Here is a 14881-nt window from a genome sequence, read left to right on the forward strand (position 1 = left end):
CAACCCGTCACCCCACCGCCCGCTGCGTGCATACGCCCGTCTGCACTGCCGTGCTGCACCGCCTGCTGCCCTAGTTCTGCAGCGTCTTCAGATGCTCGGCCAGTTCCACCAGACGGATCGGCGTCGGCGTCATGATCCCGTCGCCCCCGTCATAAGGCACCAGCGCCCCATCCAGCAGCGCGCTGAATTGCGGCATCACCCGGCCCCCGTCCCGCCCGCCGGTATAGCCCCAGATCTGCGCCATCACCCGCGTTGTCGGGAAGGTGCCGCCATTGCGCGCGGCCAGTTGCGTCAGGTCCGCCGGGCGCTGCGGCAGGCCTGCCGCCATCTCGCCATCCCCTTTGCCGCCCGGCCCGTGGCAGCCCGCACAGAAGGCTGCATAATCCCCCGCGCCGGTCGTCTGCCCGGCCCGCTCCGCGCCGGGCAGCACACAGGCCGCCAGAAGGAAAAGGGAAATCATCCCAATGGGATAGAGGTATACGCGCCGCATCTTTGCCCCCGTTCATTCTTATTGATGAACAGTGAAGCACGATCCCGCCCGCGCATCAACGCCCGTCCCGCCCCCCCGGGCTACAGGCCAACAATCCGCCCCTGATCCAGCCGCACCACCCGATCCATCTGCGCGGCAAGGTCAAGGTTGTGCGTCGCGATCAGCGCCGAAAGCCCCGTCTCGCGCACCAGGTCCATCAGCGCGCCGAAGACCTGATCCGAGGTCGCGGGATCAAGGTTCCCCGTCGGCTCATCCGCCAGCAACAGCTTGGGCTGATTGGCCAGCGCCCGGCAGAAGGCCACCCGCTGCTGCTCGCCCCCCGACAGTTGCGCCGGGCGATGCGCCGCCCGCCCCGCCACCCCCACCCGGGCCAGCAGATCGCGCGCCCGCGCCTCGGCAACACTTGCCGAAACGCCATTGGCCAGTTGCGGCAAGACGATGTTTTCCAAGGCAGAAAACTCCGGCAGCAGGTGGTGGAACTGGTAGATGAAGCCCACATCCGCCCGCCGCGCCTCGGTCCGCGCCCGGTCGCTCAGGCCGCCCATATCCCGCCCGCCATGCGCCACCCGGCCCCCATCCGCCGTGTCCAGAAGGCCCGCGATATGCAGCAGCGTCGATTTCCCCGCACCCGACGGCGCGACCAGCGCCACCACCTCACCCCGGGCGACGGCAATGCTTGCCCCGCGCAGCACGATCACCTCGGACGGCTTGCCGCGGTTATAGCCCTTCTCGATCCCGTCCAGCGCCAGCACCGCCTCACTCATAGCGCAGCGCCTCCACCGGGTTCATCCGCGCCGCGCGGCGGGCGGGAAACAGCGTCACGACAAAGGACAAGAACAGCGACAACCCCACCGCCGACAGCACATCCTGCAGCTGCAGCTTCGCCGGCAGCGCATAGATCCCCCGGATCGACGGATCCCAGACCCCGCCCCCCGCAAGGTAGTTCACGAAGGAAAAGATCGGGTCGATATAGATGGCAAACAAGCAACCCAACACCACCCCTAGTGCCGTGCCCACCAGCCCGGTTGACGCCCCGCACAGGAAGAACACCCGCAGCACCGCCCCCTCGGTCAGCCCCATGGTGCGCAGGATGCCGATATCGCGGCCCTTGTTCTTCACCAGCATGATCAGGCCCGAAATGATGTTCATCGACGCGATCAGCACAAGTATCGACAGGATGACGAACATGATGTTGTCCTCCACATCCAGCGCGCGCAGGAAGGCGCCCGAACTGTCGCGCCACGTCCAGAGCATCCCCTCCGCCCCGGCAGCCGCCAGCAGCGCGGGCGCAAGGTCATCCACCCGCTCGGGATCCGCCACCATCACCTCGATCTCGTCCGCCATGCCTTCCTTGTTGAAATAGGACTGCGCCTCCTCAAAAGGCATGTAGATGCGGGTGCGGTCGATGTCATAGCGTCCGGCGGTGAAGATATAGACCACCTCATAGGCGTTCACGCGCGGGCTGGTGCCAAAGGCCGTCTTCACCCCCGATGGCGCGATCACGCGCAGCCTGTCGCCCAGCCCGACGCCCAACTCGCGCGCGATGCCCGATCCGATGGCGATGCCTTCGGGATAGCGGGCAAGGTCGCCCTCGGCATTGGCACCGCGCCCCACCCGCGGCAGCGCCTCAAGATCGGCGGCGCGCATCCCGTACACCTCGGCCCCGGTCGTGCCCTCGCCCGCCGTCACCATCACCTGCCCCTTCACCAAGGGCGCGGCGCGGGTCACGCCCGGCACCTCGGCCACACGGGTGGCGATGGCGTCATAATCTGTGAAGCCGCGCTGCAACTGGCCCGTCTCGGTCACGCGGCCCGCGGAATAGACGGTGACATGGGCATTGGCGCCAAGGATAGTGTCCACGAATTCCGCCCGGAACCCTGCCCGCACCGCCAGCGTCGCGATCAGCGCAAAGACCGCCAGCGTGATGCCGACAAGGCTGATCCAGGTCATCACCGACACGCCGCCCTCGGCCCGGCGCGCGCGCAGGTAGCGCCACGCGATCATCCATTCAAAGGGTGCAAAAGGGGGGGTACTCGCCATGTTCTGCCCGTTATCCGGCCCGCTTCGGGCTTTGGCGCGGACAGTGTCGGCAAGACCCGCCCGCGTCAAGCCACGCCCCCGTGAAAGGCGCCCCACCGCCAAGGCGCCCCCCGGATGTCCCCGTGGCTACTGCGCAGTGTCAGGTGGCCACGGCGATGGCCACGGCGGCGAAATGCAGCCCCGCCGCCACGGCCACGCACAGATGCCAGATCGCGTTGTGGAACTTCAGCCGGTGCCAGCGATAGAAGGCCACGCCCGCCACATAGGTGACCCCCCCGAGAACCAGCAGCACGAGCGACGGCCCCGGCAGGGCGGCACGGGCAGGGCCGATCGCGGCGATCCCAACCATGCCCAGCGCGATATAGGCCACCACCGCCAGACCATCGAGACGGCCGGGCCAGACCAGCTTCACCACCGCGCCAAGGATGGCACCGGTCCAGACGATGCCCGCCAGAACGGCCGCGAAGAGCACATTCTCGAAATGCACCACCACGGCCGTGTAGGTCCCCGCAATCATCAGGTAGATGGCGGAATGGTCGAACCGCCGCAGCACCCATTTGATCGGTGACGGCGGAACCATGTTATAGGCCAGCGAAAAGCCGAACATCGCGAAATACCCCGCCGCATAGACGGCCAGCGCGGCAAAGGTGCCAAGATGCCCGGCGCCAAGGACATGGGCAAGAAGGATGGAAAAGGCGATCATCCCCGCCACCAGCGCCACCGCATGCACGATGCCATCGGCCAGCAATTCGCCCGGCGTGAAGGGGCGCTTCGTCAGGCGGGGATGATTGGCAGGCAGGGTCATGGCTGGCTCCGCAGATGTGCCGCCGCAGGATGCGCCACGCCCCCGTACAGTCAATCCGCCCTTAGGTCGCATGACGCCACGTCAGAGGTCGCCCACCGCCCCAAACAGAAAGGGGGGAGCCCCGGCCTCCCCCCCGATTTTTCGAAGGAAAATCGCCACCCCCGCCCGATCAGCGCCCGGCGTAGATCTGCGCGATGCGGTCCACCGCCGCCTCGGGCGACATCTCCTCGCTCTCGCCCGTGCGGCGCGAGGTCAGTTCCACCACCCCATTGGCAAGGCCGCGCGGCCCCACCGTGATCCGCCAGGGCAGGCCGATCAGGTCCATCGTGGCGAATTTCGCCCCGGCGCGTTCGTCGCGGTCGTCATACAGCGCCTCAAGGCCCCGCGCCGCCAGCGCCTTGTAGATCCCCTCGCAGGCGGCGTCCGCCGCGCCGTCGCCCTGTTTCAGGTTGACGATCCCCACCGGGAAGGGCGTCACGCCTTCCGGCCAGATGATGCCCTTGTCATCATGGCTGGCCTCGATGATCGCGCCCAGAAGGCGGCTCACCCCGATGCCATGCGACCCCATCTCCACCGGCACGCGGCTGCCATCGGGTGTCACCACGGTGGCCCCCATCGCCTCGGAATATTTGGTGCCGAAATAGAAGATCTGCCCCACCTCGATGCCCCGGCCCACCTTGCGATGCGCCTCGGGCACGGCCTCGAACACCGCCGCGTCATGTGTTTCGTCCGTGCGGGCATAAAGCGTGGTGAATTCTTCACAGACCTTGGCCACTTGCGCGCGGTCGTCATAGTCGATGTCGCGCGCGCCCAGTTTCAGGCCCGTCACCCGGTCGTCGTAGAACACTTCCGACTCGCCCGTCTGCGCCAGCACAAGGAATTCATGCGTGTTGTCCCCACCGATCGGGCCGCTCGCCGCCCGCATCGGGATGGCCGTCAGACCCATGCGCTCATAGGTGCGCAGATAGCTGACCATGTGGCGGTTATAGGCGTGGATCGCGGCGTCACGGTCGAGGTCAAAATTGTAGCCGTCCTTCATCAGGAACTCGCGCCCCCGCATCACGCCGAAGCGCGGGCGCATCTCGTCGCGGAACTTCCACTGAATGTGATACAGCGTCAGCGGCAGGTCCTTGTAGCTGTTCACATGCGCGCGGAAGATGTCGGTGATCATCTCCTCATTCGTCGGCCCGTACAGCATCTCGCGCTTCTGCCGGTCGGTGATGCGCAGCATTTCCTGCCCGTAATCGTCATAGCGCCCGCTTTCGCGCCACAGGTCTGCCGGTTGCAGCGTGGGCATCAAGAGCGGGATATGGCCCGCGCGGATCTGTTCCTGATGCACGATCTCCTCGATCCGCTTCAGCACACGATAGCCCAGCGGCAGCCAGGAATAGATGCCCGCCGCCTGCTGCTTGATCATGCCCGCGCGCAGCATGTAGCGATGGCTCACGATCTGCGCCTCGGCGGGGTTTTCCTTCAGGACGGGCAGGAAGTAACGGGTCAAGCGCATGGGGCGTCTCCAGTCGATGCGCGCTTGGCTTACGCAATTGAAACAATCCCCGCAAGCCGATCACGCCGGATAACGCCTTTGCCAAGATCGTGAAACGAAGTGATCGTTCACACATCTTGCGGCGTAAGCGGTCCGACAAGGCAGTGACGCCTGTCGTACCAATGGGGACTTTCATGAAACTGAAGCTTGCACTGGCCGCTCTGGCCCTCTCCGCCGCCACCGCTCAGGCGCAGTCGATCGTCGACATCGCCGCCGGGGATGAGCGGTTCACCACGCTCGTCGCCGCCGTCACCGCCGCAGGCCTTGCCGAAACGCTGGCCGGTCCCGGCCCCTTCACCGTCTACGCCCCGGTGAATGATGCCTTCGCCGCCCTGCCCGCCGGCACGGTGGACAACCTGCTCAAGCCGGAAAACAAGGGCCAGTTGACGGATATCCTTCTCTACCACGTCGATGACCGCAACCTTCCCGCAGCCGCCATCCCGGCCGGTTCGACCTATTTCAAGCCGCTGCTGACGTCGCAGCGCCTCTGCATCACCAAGGGTGACGCGGGCGTGACCATCGCCGACGGCACGGGCGAGGTGGCCAATGTCATCATCGCCGACATCAAGGCCGACAACGGCGTGATCCATGTGATCGACAAGGTGCTCCTGCCCGGCCAGCGCCCCGCCTGCCACTGATCCGGTCAGGCCTGATCCGATCGCACAAGCCCTGGGGAAGGCCCGGCTGCCATGTGGGGGCAGCCGGGCCTTCCTGCTGTTTGCGGCCCAACTTCCGCCCCGCGCCACGGTGGTTTCGGCCCCGCCCCTTGCGCCGCGTCGCGGCAGGCGTGATATGTTGCTCTTATTGCACCCGGAGGCGACCATGGCCCTGCCCGTTCGGCAACAGCTTCTTTACTGGGGGATCGCGGCGGCGGTCTTTTTCCTGCTGCTCTGGCTGCTTGGGAATGTGATGCTGCCCTTCCTCGTGGGCGGGGCGATTGCCTATTTCCTCGATCCTGTCGCCGACCGGCTGGAACGCGCCGGGCTGTCGCGTGTGGGGGCGACCGTCACCATCTCCCTGATCGCGCTTCTGATCGCGGTGCTCTTGATCCTCGCCATCATCCCCACGCTGATCCAGCAGCTGACGGGCCTGATCAACGCCGCCCCCGAAATCGCCCAGCGTCTGCAGGCCTTCCTCGTGGAACGCTTCCCCGAGCTGAGCGACAACACCTCCACCATGCGCCAGACCCTTGCCCAGATCGCCCAGACGATCCAATCCAAAGGCGGCGAGCTGGCCGAAACCCTGCTCTCCTCGGCCATGAGCCTTGTGTCAGCGGTCATCTTCATCGTCGTGGTGCCGGTTGTGGCCTTCTACATGCTGCTGGACTGGGATCACATGGTCGCCCGTGTCGACAGCCTGCTGCCCCGCGACCATGCCCCCACGATCCGCCGCATCGGGAACGAGATCAACGCCGTCCTTGCGGGCTTCGTGCGCGGGCAACTGTCGGTCTGCGTGCTCTTGGGCAGCTTCTACGCCATCGCCCTGATGGTCGCGGGGCTGCAATTCGGCCTGATCGTGGGCGCCATCGCCGGGGCCATCACCTTCATCCCCTATGTCGGTTCGCTGGTGGGCGGCACGCTCGCCATCGGCCTTGCGCTGTTTCAGTTCTGGGGCGACTGGTTCTCCATCGCCATGATCGCCGCCATCTTCGGCGTGGGACAGTTCGTCGAAGGCAACATCCTGACGCCCAAGCTGGTGGGCAATTCGGTGGGCCTGCACCCGGTCTGGCTGCTCTTTGCGCTGTCGGCCTTCGGGTCGCTCTTCGGCTTTGTGGGCATGCTGGTCGCCGTGCCGGTGGCCGCCGCCTTCGGCGTGATCACCCGGTTCGGGATCGAGAAATACCACGCCAGCCTTCTCTACAAGGGCTATGCCGCCTCCGACAAACACCAGCCCAAGGACGAGGCGGCGGAGTGATCCGCCAACTGGCCTTCGACCTGCCCACACGGCAAGGCTATCGGCGGGAAGATTTCTTCGTCTCGCCCGCCAATGCCGTGGCGCTGGCCGCCGTGGATGACTGGCGCAACTGGCCCGGGGGCAAGCTGATGCTGGTCGGCCCGCCGGGCAGCGGCAAGACCCATATCGCGCGCCTCTGGGCGGCCGAGACCGGGGCCACCTGCCTGCCCGCATCCGATCTTGCCACGGCCGACCTGCCCGCGCTGGCCGCGGCCGGGGCGGTTGCGGTCGAAGATGCCCAGACGATCGCCGGGCAACCCGCGGCAGAGGCGGCCCTGTTCCACCTGCACAACCTTGTCACGCCGGGCGGGCGGCTGCTGGTCACCGCCGCAAGCCCGCCGCGCGACTGGGGGCTCACGCTGCCCGATCTGGCCAGCCGCCTGCAGGCCGCCCCTGTCGCCCGGATCGAGCCGCCGGATGATGCCCTTCTCTCTGCCGTGCTGATCAAGCTCTTTGCCGACCGTCAGGTCACGGTCCCCCCGACGCTGATCGCCTATCTCGTGCAGCGGATGGAACGCTCCATCGACGCGGCGCGCGATCTGGTGGCGCGGCTTGACGCGCTGGCGCTGGCAGCGGGGCGCCCCATCACCCGCCAGCTGGCCGCCGATCTGCTGGGCCGCGCGGATTGACCGCCCCCCGCCCCGGCATTTCGGCCAAAGCCAGGCGCGCGCGCTGGACAGGGCCCCGCAGCGATGATCATCTGTCACACAGTTGTTGTCATTCGTCCTTACGGCTTTGCGCACCATGACCCATGCCGATTTCCTGAAGTCCCCGTTCCCCGCCCCTGTGACCCTGCCCGAGGCGGAACGCACAGGCCCGCGCCGTTTCTTCAACCGCGAGCTTTCGTGGCTGGCCTTCAACTGGCGCGTGCTGGACGAGGCGTCAAATCCCAAGGTTCCGCTGCTCGAAAGGCTGCGCTTCCTGTCGATCTCGGCCACCAACCTTGACGAATTCTACACCGTCCGCGTCGCGGGCCTGCGGGCGCTGGTGCGCAACGGCAATGCCAGCCTGTCCGAGGATGGGCGCAGCCCGATGGAACAGCTGGAACTGATCCACGCCGATGCGCGCCGCCTCATGCAGACGCAGCAGACCGTGTTCAACAAGCTCAAGAAGGAAATGGAAGCAGAGGGGATCATCATCCTCACCCGGTCCAAGCTGACCGCGCGCGATCTGAAGCATCTGGAAGAGCACTTCCTGAACAAGGTCTTCCCGGTCCTGTCGCCACTGGCGATCGACCCGGCCCATCCCTTCCCCTTCATCCCCAATACCGGCTTCTCGCTCGCGCTTGAACTGGAACGCGAAACCGACCACCGCACGCTTCAGGCGCTGCTGCCCATCCCCCAGCAGATCGCCCGCTTCGTGGCCCTGCCGGGCAAGCCCGGGGAAAACCGCTTCCTGCCACTGGAGGAGTTGCTGCTTCTGCATCTCGACATGCTGTTTCCCGGCTATACCGACCGGGGCCACTGCATCTTCCGCGTGCTGCGCGACAGCGATCTGGAAGTCGAGGACGAGGCCGAGGATCTGGTGCGCGAATTCGAGGTGGCGCTGAAACGCCGCCGCCGGGGCGAGGTGATCCGCCTGAAACTGTCCGCCGGCGCGCCGCCGGAACTGCGCGCGCTGATCATGGACGAACTGGCCGTGACCGAGGACATGGTGGTCGAGGTGCGCGGCCTGCTGGGCGTGGCAGACCTCAAGGAACTGGTGCTCTCTTCCCGCCCTGATCTTCTGTGGCCCCCCTTCACCTCGCGCATCCCCGAACGGGTGCAGGATCATGACGGCGATCTCTTCGCCGCGATCCGGCAGAAGGACATGCTCCTTCACCACCCGTATGAGACCTTCGATCAGGTCATCCGCTTTCTCGAACAGGCGGCGCGCGATCCGAACGTGCTGGCGATCAAGCAGACGCTCTACCGCACGTCGTGGGACAGCCCCATCGTCTCTGCCCTGTGCGAGGCGGCCGAGGCCGGGAAATCCGTCACCGCGCTGGTCGAACTCAAGGCCCGCTTCGACGAGGCCGCGAACATCCGCCAATCCCGCCGCCTGGAACGCGCGGGCGCGCATGTCGTCTATGGGTTCATGCACCTCAAGACACATGCCAAGATCAGCACCGTCGTCCGGCGCGAGGGCGACCAATTGGTCACCTACACCCATTACGGCACGGGGAACTATCACCCGATCACGGCGCGCATCTATACTGACCTGTCCTTCTTCACCTGCGATGCGGCGCTGGGACGTGACGCGACCAAGGTGTTCAACTACCTGTCCGGCTATGTGCAGCCCGAGGGGCTCGAAAACCTCGCCATCTCGCCCATCACGCTGAAACCCCGCCTGCTGGAACGGATCGCGCAAGAGGCCGATCACGCCCGCGCCGGGCGGCCTGCCGAAATCTGGGCCAAGATGAACAGCCTCACCGATCCCGAGGTGATCGACGCACTCTATGCCGCCAGCCAGGCCGGGGTGCGGATCAGCCTGATCGTGCGCGGCATCTGCGGGGTGCGCCCCGGTGTGCAGGGCCTGTCAGAGAACATCCGCGTGAAATCCATCGTTGGGCGTTTCCTTGAACATTCGCGCATCGTCTGCTTCGGCTCCGGCCACGGGCTGCCCTCGCAAAAGGCCAAGGTCTACATCTCTTCGGCCGACTGGATGGGGCGCAACCTGAACCGCCGGGTGGAGACACTGGTGGACATCAGCAACCCCACTGTGAAGGCGCAGATCGTCAGCCAGATCATGGCCGCCAATCTCGCGGACGAGGCGCAAAGCTGGGTGCTGCGCCCCGACGGCACCTATCACCGCGAATTGCAGCCCGCCGATGGCAACCTGTTCAACTGCCACCGCTTCTTCATGGAAAATCCCTCGCTCTCCGGGCGCGGGACGGCGGGCGCGAAGGATGTGCCGAAACTGGCGCAACTGCGGGATGAAGCCCAGACCGGCGCACTGGACGGCTGAGGCATCGCCAAGGCGGCGCCCCGCCGCCGCCCCATCGTGGCGCGACACAGGCCGCGCGCGGCCCGGAACCTTGCGTCAACCATCTTGACCGCGCAGGTCATCCGCGCCACCTTCCCCGCGCCAGACGAAGGACTGCCAGAATGAACGAGACCGCCCCCGCCGCCGAACCCGGCAGTGATGATGATTGGGGCCCTTTTGGCCGACCGCTGTTCGATGATCCTTCCGTGCGCGCGCTGTCGCGCGTGGGCGTGGTCGATGTCGGCTCCAACTCCGTGCGGATGGTGGTGTTTGACGGCGCCGCCCGCAGCCCGGCCTATTTCTACAACGAAAAGATCATGTGCGGCCTTGGCAAGGGTCTGGCCGAGACGGGCCGACTGAACCCGAATGGCCGCCTCCGCGCCCTTGCCGCGCTGAAGCGTTTTGCCCTGCTGGCCGAAGGCATGGGCGCGGCCCCCCTGACCGTCGTCGCCACCGCCGCCACGCGCGAGGCCGAGGATGGCCCCGATTTTCAGGCCGAGGTGCTGCGCGAGACCGGCCTCAGGATGTGGGTGATCGACGGCGATGAAGAGGCCCGCCTGTCGGCCCAGGGCGTGCTTCTGGGCTGGCCCGAAGCCAAGGGTCTGGTCTGCGATATCGGCGGCAATTCCATGGAACTGGCCCGCATCGGCGCGGGCGAGGTGGGCAAGCGCCTGTCCACGCCGCTCGGCCCCTTCCGCCTGCAACAGGTGACGGGCGGGGATGACAAGCGCCGCGCCCTGATCGAACGCATCCTGAAAACCGCCCAATCCAAGCTGAAATCGACGGGCGAGCGGATCTACCTCGTCGGCGGTTCGTGGCGCGTGATCGCGCGGCTTGACATGGAACGCCGCAACTATCCGCTGACCGTGCTGCACGAATACCGGATGACGCCAGAGGGCCTGATCGACACGCTCGACTGGATCGCCGCCAGCGACCTTGCCGTGCTGCGGGGCCGCACCGGCACCTCGTCGGAACGGATGGAGCTTGTCCCGCTGGCCTGCGAGGTGCTGCGCGAACTGGTGCGCATCTTCAAACCGTCCGAAATCGACGTATCGGCCTACGGTATCCGCGAAGGCCTGCTCTACGAACAGATGCCCCCCCGCCTGCGCGCCCGCGACCCGCTGATCGAGGCCGCCCGCATGGCCGAGATGACATCGGCCCGCGTGCCGGGCTTCGGCAAAAAACTGTATGAATTCCTGCTGCCCCTGTTCAAGGATGCCGACAAGGAACGCCTGCGCCTGATCAAGGCCGCCTGCCTGCTGCACGACACCACATGGCGCGCCCATCCCGATTACCGGGCCGAAGTCTGCTTCGACAATGCCACCCGCGCCAACCTTGGCGGGCTCGATCATCCGGGCCGCGTGTTCCTTGGCCTGTCGCTGCTGCACCGCTACAAGAATTCGCGCTCCGGCTCGCGTCTGGAACCGCTGTTCCGGCTGCTCTCCGAACAGCAGATGCAAGAGGCCGAGGTGCTGGGCAAAGCCATGCGCTTCGGCGCGATGTTCTCGGTCGCCGATCCGGCCGAGGCGGGCAAACTGCACTGGAGCCCGAAGAAGCGCATCCTCGAACTGGACCTGACCGAACATGGCCGCGACCTGTTCGGCGAGGTGGCGCAGGCCCGCTTCGCCTCGCTCGCGCTGGCGCTGAAGGCAAAGACCACCGTCAACAGCGTCTGACCCTATGCTCACGCTCGATCACCTCGCCATCTCGGCCCGCACGCTGGACGAAGGCACCGCCGCTGTCGAAGCGGCGCTCGGCGTGCCGCTGGCACCGGGGGGCCAGCATCCGCACATGGCCACGCATAACCGCCTGCTGTCGCTCGGCCCCGATCTGTATCTCGAGGTGATCGCCGCCGATCCGGCCCAGCCCCGCCCGGCTTGGCCGCGCTGGTTCGATCTGGATCGCTTCACCGGCCCCCCGCGCCTGACGAACTGGATCTGCCGCTGCGATGATCTGGATGCCGCGCTGGCCATGTCGCCCCCCGGCACCGGCACGCCCGTCGCGCTGGCGCGTGGCGATTTCCGCTGGCGCATGGCGGTGCCGGACACGGGCATCCTGCCCTATGACAACACCTTCCCCGCGCTGATCGAATGGCAGGGCGCCGCCCATCCCGCGCCGCGCCTGCCCGATTTGGGGGTGCGTCTGATCGGGTTGGAGATCACCCATCCCGATGCCGATGGGCTGCGCCATGCGCTCAAAGGGTGCCTCGCCGATCCGCGCCCCACCGATCCGTGGCTGACCATCAGCGCCGGGCCGCCCGGAATGCGGGCGCGGCTTTCCACCCCGCAGGGGGAAAGGCTCCTCGCATGATCCGCGACGCAACCGTTGCCGATGCTCCGGGCATCGCCGCGATCTGGAACCCGATCATCCGCGACACCGCCATCACCTTCAACGCGGCCGAGAAAACACCTGCCGATATCGCCACCCTGATCACCGACCGGCAAGCCGCCGGTCATGCCTTCCTTGTGGCCGAACGCGCGGGGTATGTTGCGGGCTTTGCCACCTATGCCCAGTTCCGGGGCGGTGTGGGCTACGCTCGCACGATGGAGCACACCATCCTGCTGGCCCCCACGGCGCAGGGCGGCGGTCTGGGCCGCGCCCTGATGACCGCGATCGAAGATCACGCCCACCGCGCCGGGGCAATCAGCCTTTTTGCGGGCGTCAGCGCCGAAAACCCCGCCGGGCGTGCCTTTCACGCCCGTCTGGGCTTTGCCGAGGTGGCTATCCTGCAACGGGTCGGCTTCAAGTTCGGCCGCGCCATGGATCTGGTCCTGATGCAGAAGTTCCTCTCCTGACTTCTGCAAACAACCGGTCTATGATCTGAATATGTCTATCTGGACTCGCATCGCCGAAGCGCTATCCGCCCTCGCGCAAGGCGAGCCGCTTTCCGTTGTCTTCGAAAAACTGCAGGGCCGCGTCGACAATCACCCCGAACTCACCGTGGGCTTCACCATCGCCGTCATCGCGCTGGGGGCCAAGATCGCCAAGGCCGACGGTCAGGTGACGCGGGACGAAGTCACCGCCTTCCGCCGCGTCTTCACGATTGACGAGGCCGAGGCCACCAATGCCGCCCGCGTCTTCAACCTCGCCCGGCAGGATGTGGCGGGCTTTGATTCCTATGCCCGCAAGATCGCCGCGATGTTCGGCGAAGGTCACCGCGACGTGCTGGAAGACGTGATGGAGGGGCTTTTCCTCATCGCGCTGGCCGATGGCGCCTATCACCCCGGCGAGGATGACTTCCTGCGCGAGGTGGCCCGCATCTTCGGCCTGACAGAGAGCTGTTTCCGCGCATTGCGGGCCAGTTTCGTCGAAGGCGCGCCGCGCGATCCCTATGATGTGCTGGGCGTTCCCCCCGGCACGCCCATCGAAGAGGTCCGCGCCGCGTGGAAGGCCGCCGTCCGCGAACACCATCCCGACCGCCTGATCGCGCGCGGCGTGCCGGAAGAGGCGGTGAAACTCTCCGAACGCCGCCTGATCGCGCTGAACGCCGCGTGGGAGGAAATCTCGGCCAAGGAAGCGGCCTGATCCGATGGCCGATGGTCCAGTCAAGGATGGGCTGGCCAAAACTGGGCTGGCCAGGCGCGGGCTGCGGCTGGCCACCTACAATGTCGAATGGTTCAACGCGCTCTTTGATGACCAAGGCCACCCCTTGGCCGACCAGCACCCCGCCCAACGCTACGGCCTCAGCCGCGGGCGCCAGTTGGCCGCGCTGCGCACGGTCTTTGCCGCGCTGGATGCCGATGGCATCATGGTGATCGAGGCGCCCGATACAGGCTCGCGCCGGTCCACCACCCGCGCGCTCGAACATTTTGCCGCCGGGGCAGGCCTGCGCGCGCGCCGGGCGATCATCGGCTATCCTTCGGACACCGAACAGGAAATCGCCTTCCTCTTTGACCCCGACCATCTTGCCGCGCGGCATGATCCGCAAGGCGCGCCCGCGCCCCGGCACGGGGCCGGCGATGCCCCCCGCTTCGACACCGCCTTCCGCTACGATCTGGATGCCGATGGCGTGGGCGAGGTGATCCGCTTCTCCAAGCCGCCCCTCGAACTGGCCGTCACCCATGCGGGCGGGGCGCTGCGCCTGATCGGGGTCCATGCCAAATCCAAGGCCCCGCATGGCGCGCAGGATGGCGCGGAACTGACCCGGATCGCCATCGACAACCGCCGCAAGCAGCTTGCCCAATGCCTCTGGCTGCGCCAGCGCGTCATGGCCCATCTCGGCGCGGGCGACAGCCTGATCGTCATGGGCGACCTGAACGATGGCCCGGGGCTGGATGATTACGAGAAACTTTTCGGCCATTCCGGCGTAGAGATCGTGCTGGGCCATGACGGCCCCGCCGATCTGCGCCTGCATGACCCGCATGCCATGATGGCCCTCACCCAGCGCCTTGGCGTGGCCCCGTCCACGGCGCGCTTCTTCATCGCGCCGCAGGACCGCTGGTTCGATGCGCTTCTGGATTTCATCATGGTGTCGCCCGATCTCTGCGCCCGCGCGCCGCGCTGGCGCATCTGGCACCCGCATGACGACCCCGCCATCGCCGCCAACCCCACCCTGCAGGCGGCGCTTCTGGACGCCTCGGATCATTTCCCGGTCACGCTGGACCTTGCCCCCGTTGAAACCGGCGCCCGCGTCCCCATCTAGGGCGCATGAAACACGCAGCCCTCATCATCGCCCTAGCCCTCGCCCCCCTGCCCGCCCTCACGCAGCCCGCCCTGGCGCAAGAGGCCGCGCCCGCCGAACCTGAGGCGGCCGAGGAAGGCCCCAGCCTGATGGAGCGCGGCCTTGCGCTTTTCTTCGAAGGGTTCCAGCAGGAAATGGAACCCGCGCTGGATGAGATGGGCCGCGCGCTGGAACAGTTCGGCCCCGCCGTCGCCCCGGCCTTGGAACGGCTGATGGCCATGGTGGATGACATGACCAATTATGAACTGCCCGAGATGATGGAAAACGGCGACATCATCATCCGCCGCAAACCCGACGCCCCGCCCGTAGAGCCGCCCGCCGAGGGATCAGCCGAGGGCGAGGTCGAACTCTGACAAAGAAAAAGGGGGGCTGTCTGCCCCCCTCTTGGCCTGCGGCCAATTC

The 14881-nt window shown here is 66.7% G+C and carries 15 protein-coding genes; 10 read left to right on the forward strand and 5 right to left on the reverse strand.

Annotated features, from left to right (window positions below; all coding sequences use genetic code 11):
• Window positions 1–70: 70 nt before the first annotated feature.
• The 5 genes from GU920_RS01565 to proS form a co-directional block, all read right to left on the reverse strand.
• Complete coding sequence (locus GU920_RS01565) at window positions 71–490, reverse strand: c-type cytochrome (protein ID WP_161765229.1); 420 nt, start codon at window positions 488–490, stop codon at window positions 71–73.
• A gap of 80 nt (window positions 491–570) precedes the next feature.
• On the reverse strand, window positions 571–1254 hold the full coding sequence (locus tag GU920_RS01570; protein WP_161765230.1) for an ABC transporter ATP-binding protein: 684 nt from the start codon (window positions 1252–1254) through the stop codon (window positions 571–573).
• The gene (locus GU920_RS01575; protein ID WP_161765231.1) at window positions 1247–2530 is read right to left on the reverse strand and encodes a lipoprotein-releasing ABC transporter permease subunit; all 1284 of its coding nucleotides are present in this window, start codon (window positions 2528–2530) and stop codon (window positions 1247–1249) included. The genes GU920_RS01570 and GU920_RS01575 overlap by 8 nt, the downstream gene beginning before the upstream one ends.
• A 139-nt stretch (window positions 2531–2669) precedes the next feature.
• The gene (gene trhA / locus GU920_RS01580) at window positions 2670–3335 is read right to left on the reverse strand and encodes a PAQR family membrane homeostasis protein TrhA (RefSeq protein WP_161765232.1); all 666 of its coding nucleotides are present in this window, start codon (window positions 3333–3335) and stop codon (window positions 2670–2672) included.
• Window positions 3336–3504: 169 nt separating this feature from the next.
• Window positions 3505–4842: a proline--tRNA ligase gene (gene proS / locus GU920_RS01585; protein ID WP_161765233.1), complete on the reverse strand. Its 1338-nt coding sequence runs from the start codon at window positions 4840–4842 to the stop codon at window positions 3505–3507.
• A 173-nt stretch (window positions 4843–5015) separates the two neighbouring features.
• Between proS and GU920_RS01590 the strand changes: the two genes are divergently transcribed.
• From GU920_RS01590 to GU920_RS01635, 10 genes are all read left to right on the forward strand, one after another.
• Window positions 5016–5519 (forward strand): fasciclin domain-containing protein, encoded by a 504-nt coding sequence (locus tag GU920_RS01590; RefSeq protein WP_201743949.1) that lies wholly within the window; start codon window positions 5016–5018, stop codon window positions 5517–5519.
• A gap of 184 nt (window positions 5520–5703) precedes the next feature.
• Window positions 5704–6795 carry an AI-2E family transporter gene (locus tag GU920_RS01595; protein ID WP_161765235.1) on the forward strand — a complete coding sequence of 364 codons (1092 nt, stop codon included), beginning with the start codon at window positions 5704–5706 and terminating at the stop codon, window positions 6793–6795.
• Window positions 6792–7463, forward strand: coding sequence for a DnaA ATPase domain-containing protein (locus GU920_RS01600; protein WP_161765236.1), 672 nt, complete (start codon window positions 6792–6794; stop codon window positions 7461–7463). The genes GU920_RS01595 and GU920_RS01600 overlap by 4 nt, the downstream gene beginning before the upstream one ends.
• A 115-nt stretch (window positions 7464–7578) precedes the next feature.
• Window positions 7579–9780, forward strand: a complete 2202-nt coding sequence (locus GU920_RS01605; protein WP_161765237.1) for an RNA degradosome polyphosphate kinase — start codon at window positions 7579–7581, stop codon at window positions 9778–9780.
• Between the two features lie 140 nt (window positions 9781–9920).
• Window positions 9921–11474 (forward strand): Ppx/GppA family phosphatase, encoded by a 1554-nt coding sequence (locus GU920_RS01610; protein ID WP_161765238.1) that lies wholly within the window; start codon window positions 9921–9923, stop codon window positions 11472–11474.
• A gap of 4 nt (window positions 11475–11478) precedes the next feature.
• On the forward strand, window positions 11479–12108 hold the full coding sequence (locus GU920_RS01615) for a VOC family protein (protein ID WP_161765239.1): 630 nt from the start codon (window positions 11479–11481) through the stop codon (window positions 12106–12108).
• Window positions 12105–12593, forward strand: coding sequence for a GNAT family N-acetyltransferase (locus GU920_RS01620; protein WP_161765240.1), 489 nt, complete (start codon window positions 12105–12107; stop codon window positions 12591–12593). Before GU920_RS01615 ends, GU920_RS01620 begins: the two co-directional genes overlap by 4 nt.
• A 31-nt stretch (window positions 12594–12624) precedes the next feature.
• Entirely contained in the window at window positions 12625–13323 is a 699-nt protein-coding gene (locus GU920_RS01625) for a molecular chaperone DjiA (RefSeq protein ID WP_161765241.1), read from the forward strand.
• A 4-nt stretch (window positions 13324–13327) separates the two neighbouring features.
• A complete protein-coding gene (locus tag GU920_RS01630; protein ID WP_161765242.1) occupies window positions 13328–14440 on the forward strand; it encodes an endonuclease/exonuclease/phosphatase family protein in 1113 nt (370 codons plus the stop codon).
• A 5-nt stretch (window positions 14441–14445) separates the two neighbouring features.
• Window positions 14446–14832 carry an AAA+ family ATPase gene (locus tag GU920_RS01635; RefSeq protein WP_161765243.1) on the forward strand — a complete coding sequence of 129 codons (387 nt, stop codon included), beginning with the start codon at window positions 14446–14448 and terminating at the stop codon, window positions 14830–14832.
• The last annotated feature ends 49 nt before the right edge of the window (window positions 14833–14881 follow it).

Origin of the sequence: Paragemmobacter ruber (assembly GCF_009908315.1) — a bacterium.
GTDB lineage: Bacteria > Pseudomonadota > Alphaproteobacteria > Rhodobacterales > Rhodobacteraceae > Paragemmobacter > Paragemmobacter ruber.

Coding starts and splice junctions, on each gene's coding strand:
- GU920_RS01565 (WP_161765229.1), bottom strand. CDS start 490: ATGCGGCGCGTATACCTCTATCCCATTGGGATGATTTCCCTTTTCCTT.
- GU920_RS01570 (WP_161765230.1), bottom strand. CDS start 1,254: ATGAGTGAGGCGGTGCTGGCGCTGGACGGGATCGAGAAGGGCTATAAC.
- GU920_RS01575 (WP_161765231.1), bottom strand. CDS start 2,530: ATGGCGAGTACCCCCCCTTTTGCACCCTTTGAATGGATGATCGCGTGG.
- trhA (WP_161765232.1), bottom strand. CDS start 3,335: ATGACCCTGCCTGCCAATCATCCCCGCCTGACGAAGCGCCCCTTCACG.
- proS (WP_161765233.1), bottom strand. CDS start 4,842: ATGCGCTTGACCCGTTACTTCCTGCCCGTCCTGAAGGAAAACCCCGCC.
- GU920_RS01590 (WP_201743949.1), top strand. CDS start 5,016: ATGAAACTGAAGCTTGCACTGGCCGCTCTGGCCCTCTCCGCCGCCACC.
- GU920_RS01595 (WP_161765235.1), top strand. CDS start 5,704: ATGGCCCTGCCCGTTCGGCAACAGCTTCTTTACTGGGGGATCGCGGCG.
- GU920_RS01605 (WP_161765237.1), top strand. CDS start 7,579: ATGACCCATGCCGATTTCCTGAAGTCCCCGTTCCCCGCCCCTGTGACC.
- GU920_RS01610 (WP_161765238.1), top strand. CDS start 9,921: ATGAACGAGACCGCCCCCGCCGCCGAACCCGGCAGTGATGATGATTGG.
- GU920_RS01615 (WP_161765239.1), top strand. CDS start 11,479: ATGCTCACGCTCGATCACCTCGCCATCTCGGCCCGCACGCTGGACGAA.
- GU920_RS01620 (WP_161765240.1), top strand. CDS start 12,105: ATGATCCGCGACGCAACCGTTGCCGATGCTCCGGGCATCGCCGCGATC.
- GU920_RS01625 (WP_161765241.1), top strand. CDS start 12,625: ATGTCTATCTGGACTCGCATCGCCGAAGCGCTATCCGCCCTCGCGCAA.
- GU920_RS01630 (WP_161765242.1), top strand. CDS start 13,328: ATGGCCGATGGTCCAGTCAAGGATGGGCTGGCCAAAACTGGGCTGGCC.
- GU920_RS01635 (WP_161765243.1), top strand. CDS start 14,446: ATGAAACACGCAGCCCTCATCATCGCCCTAGCCCTCGCCCCCCTGCCC.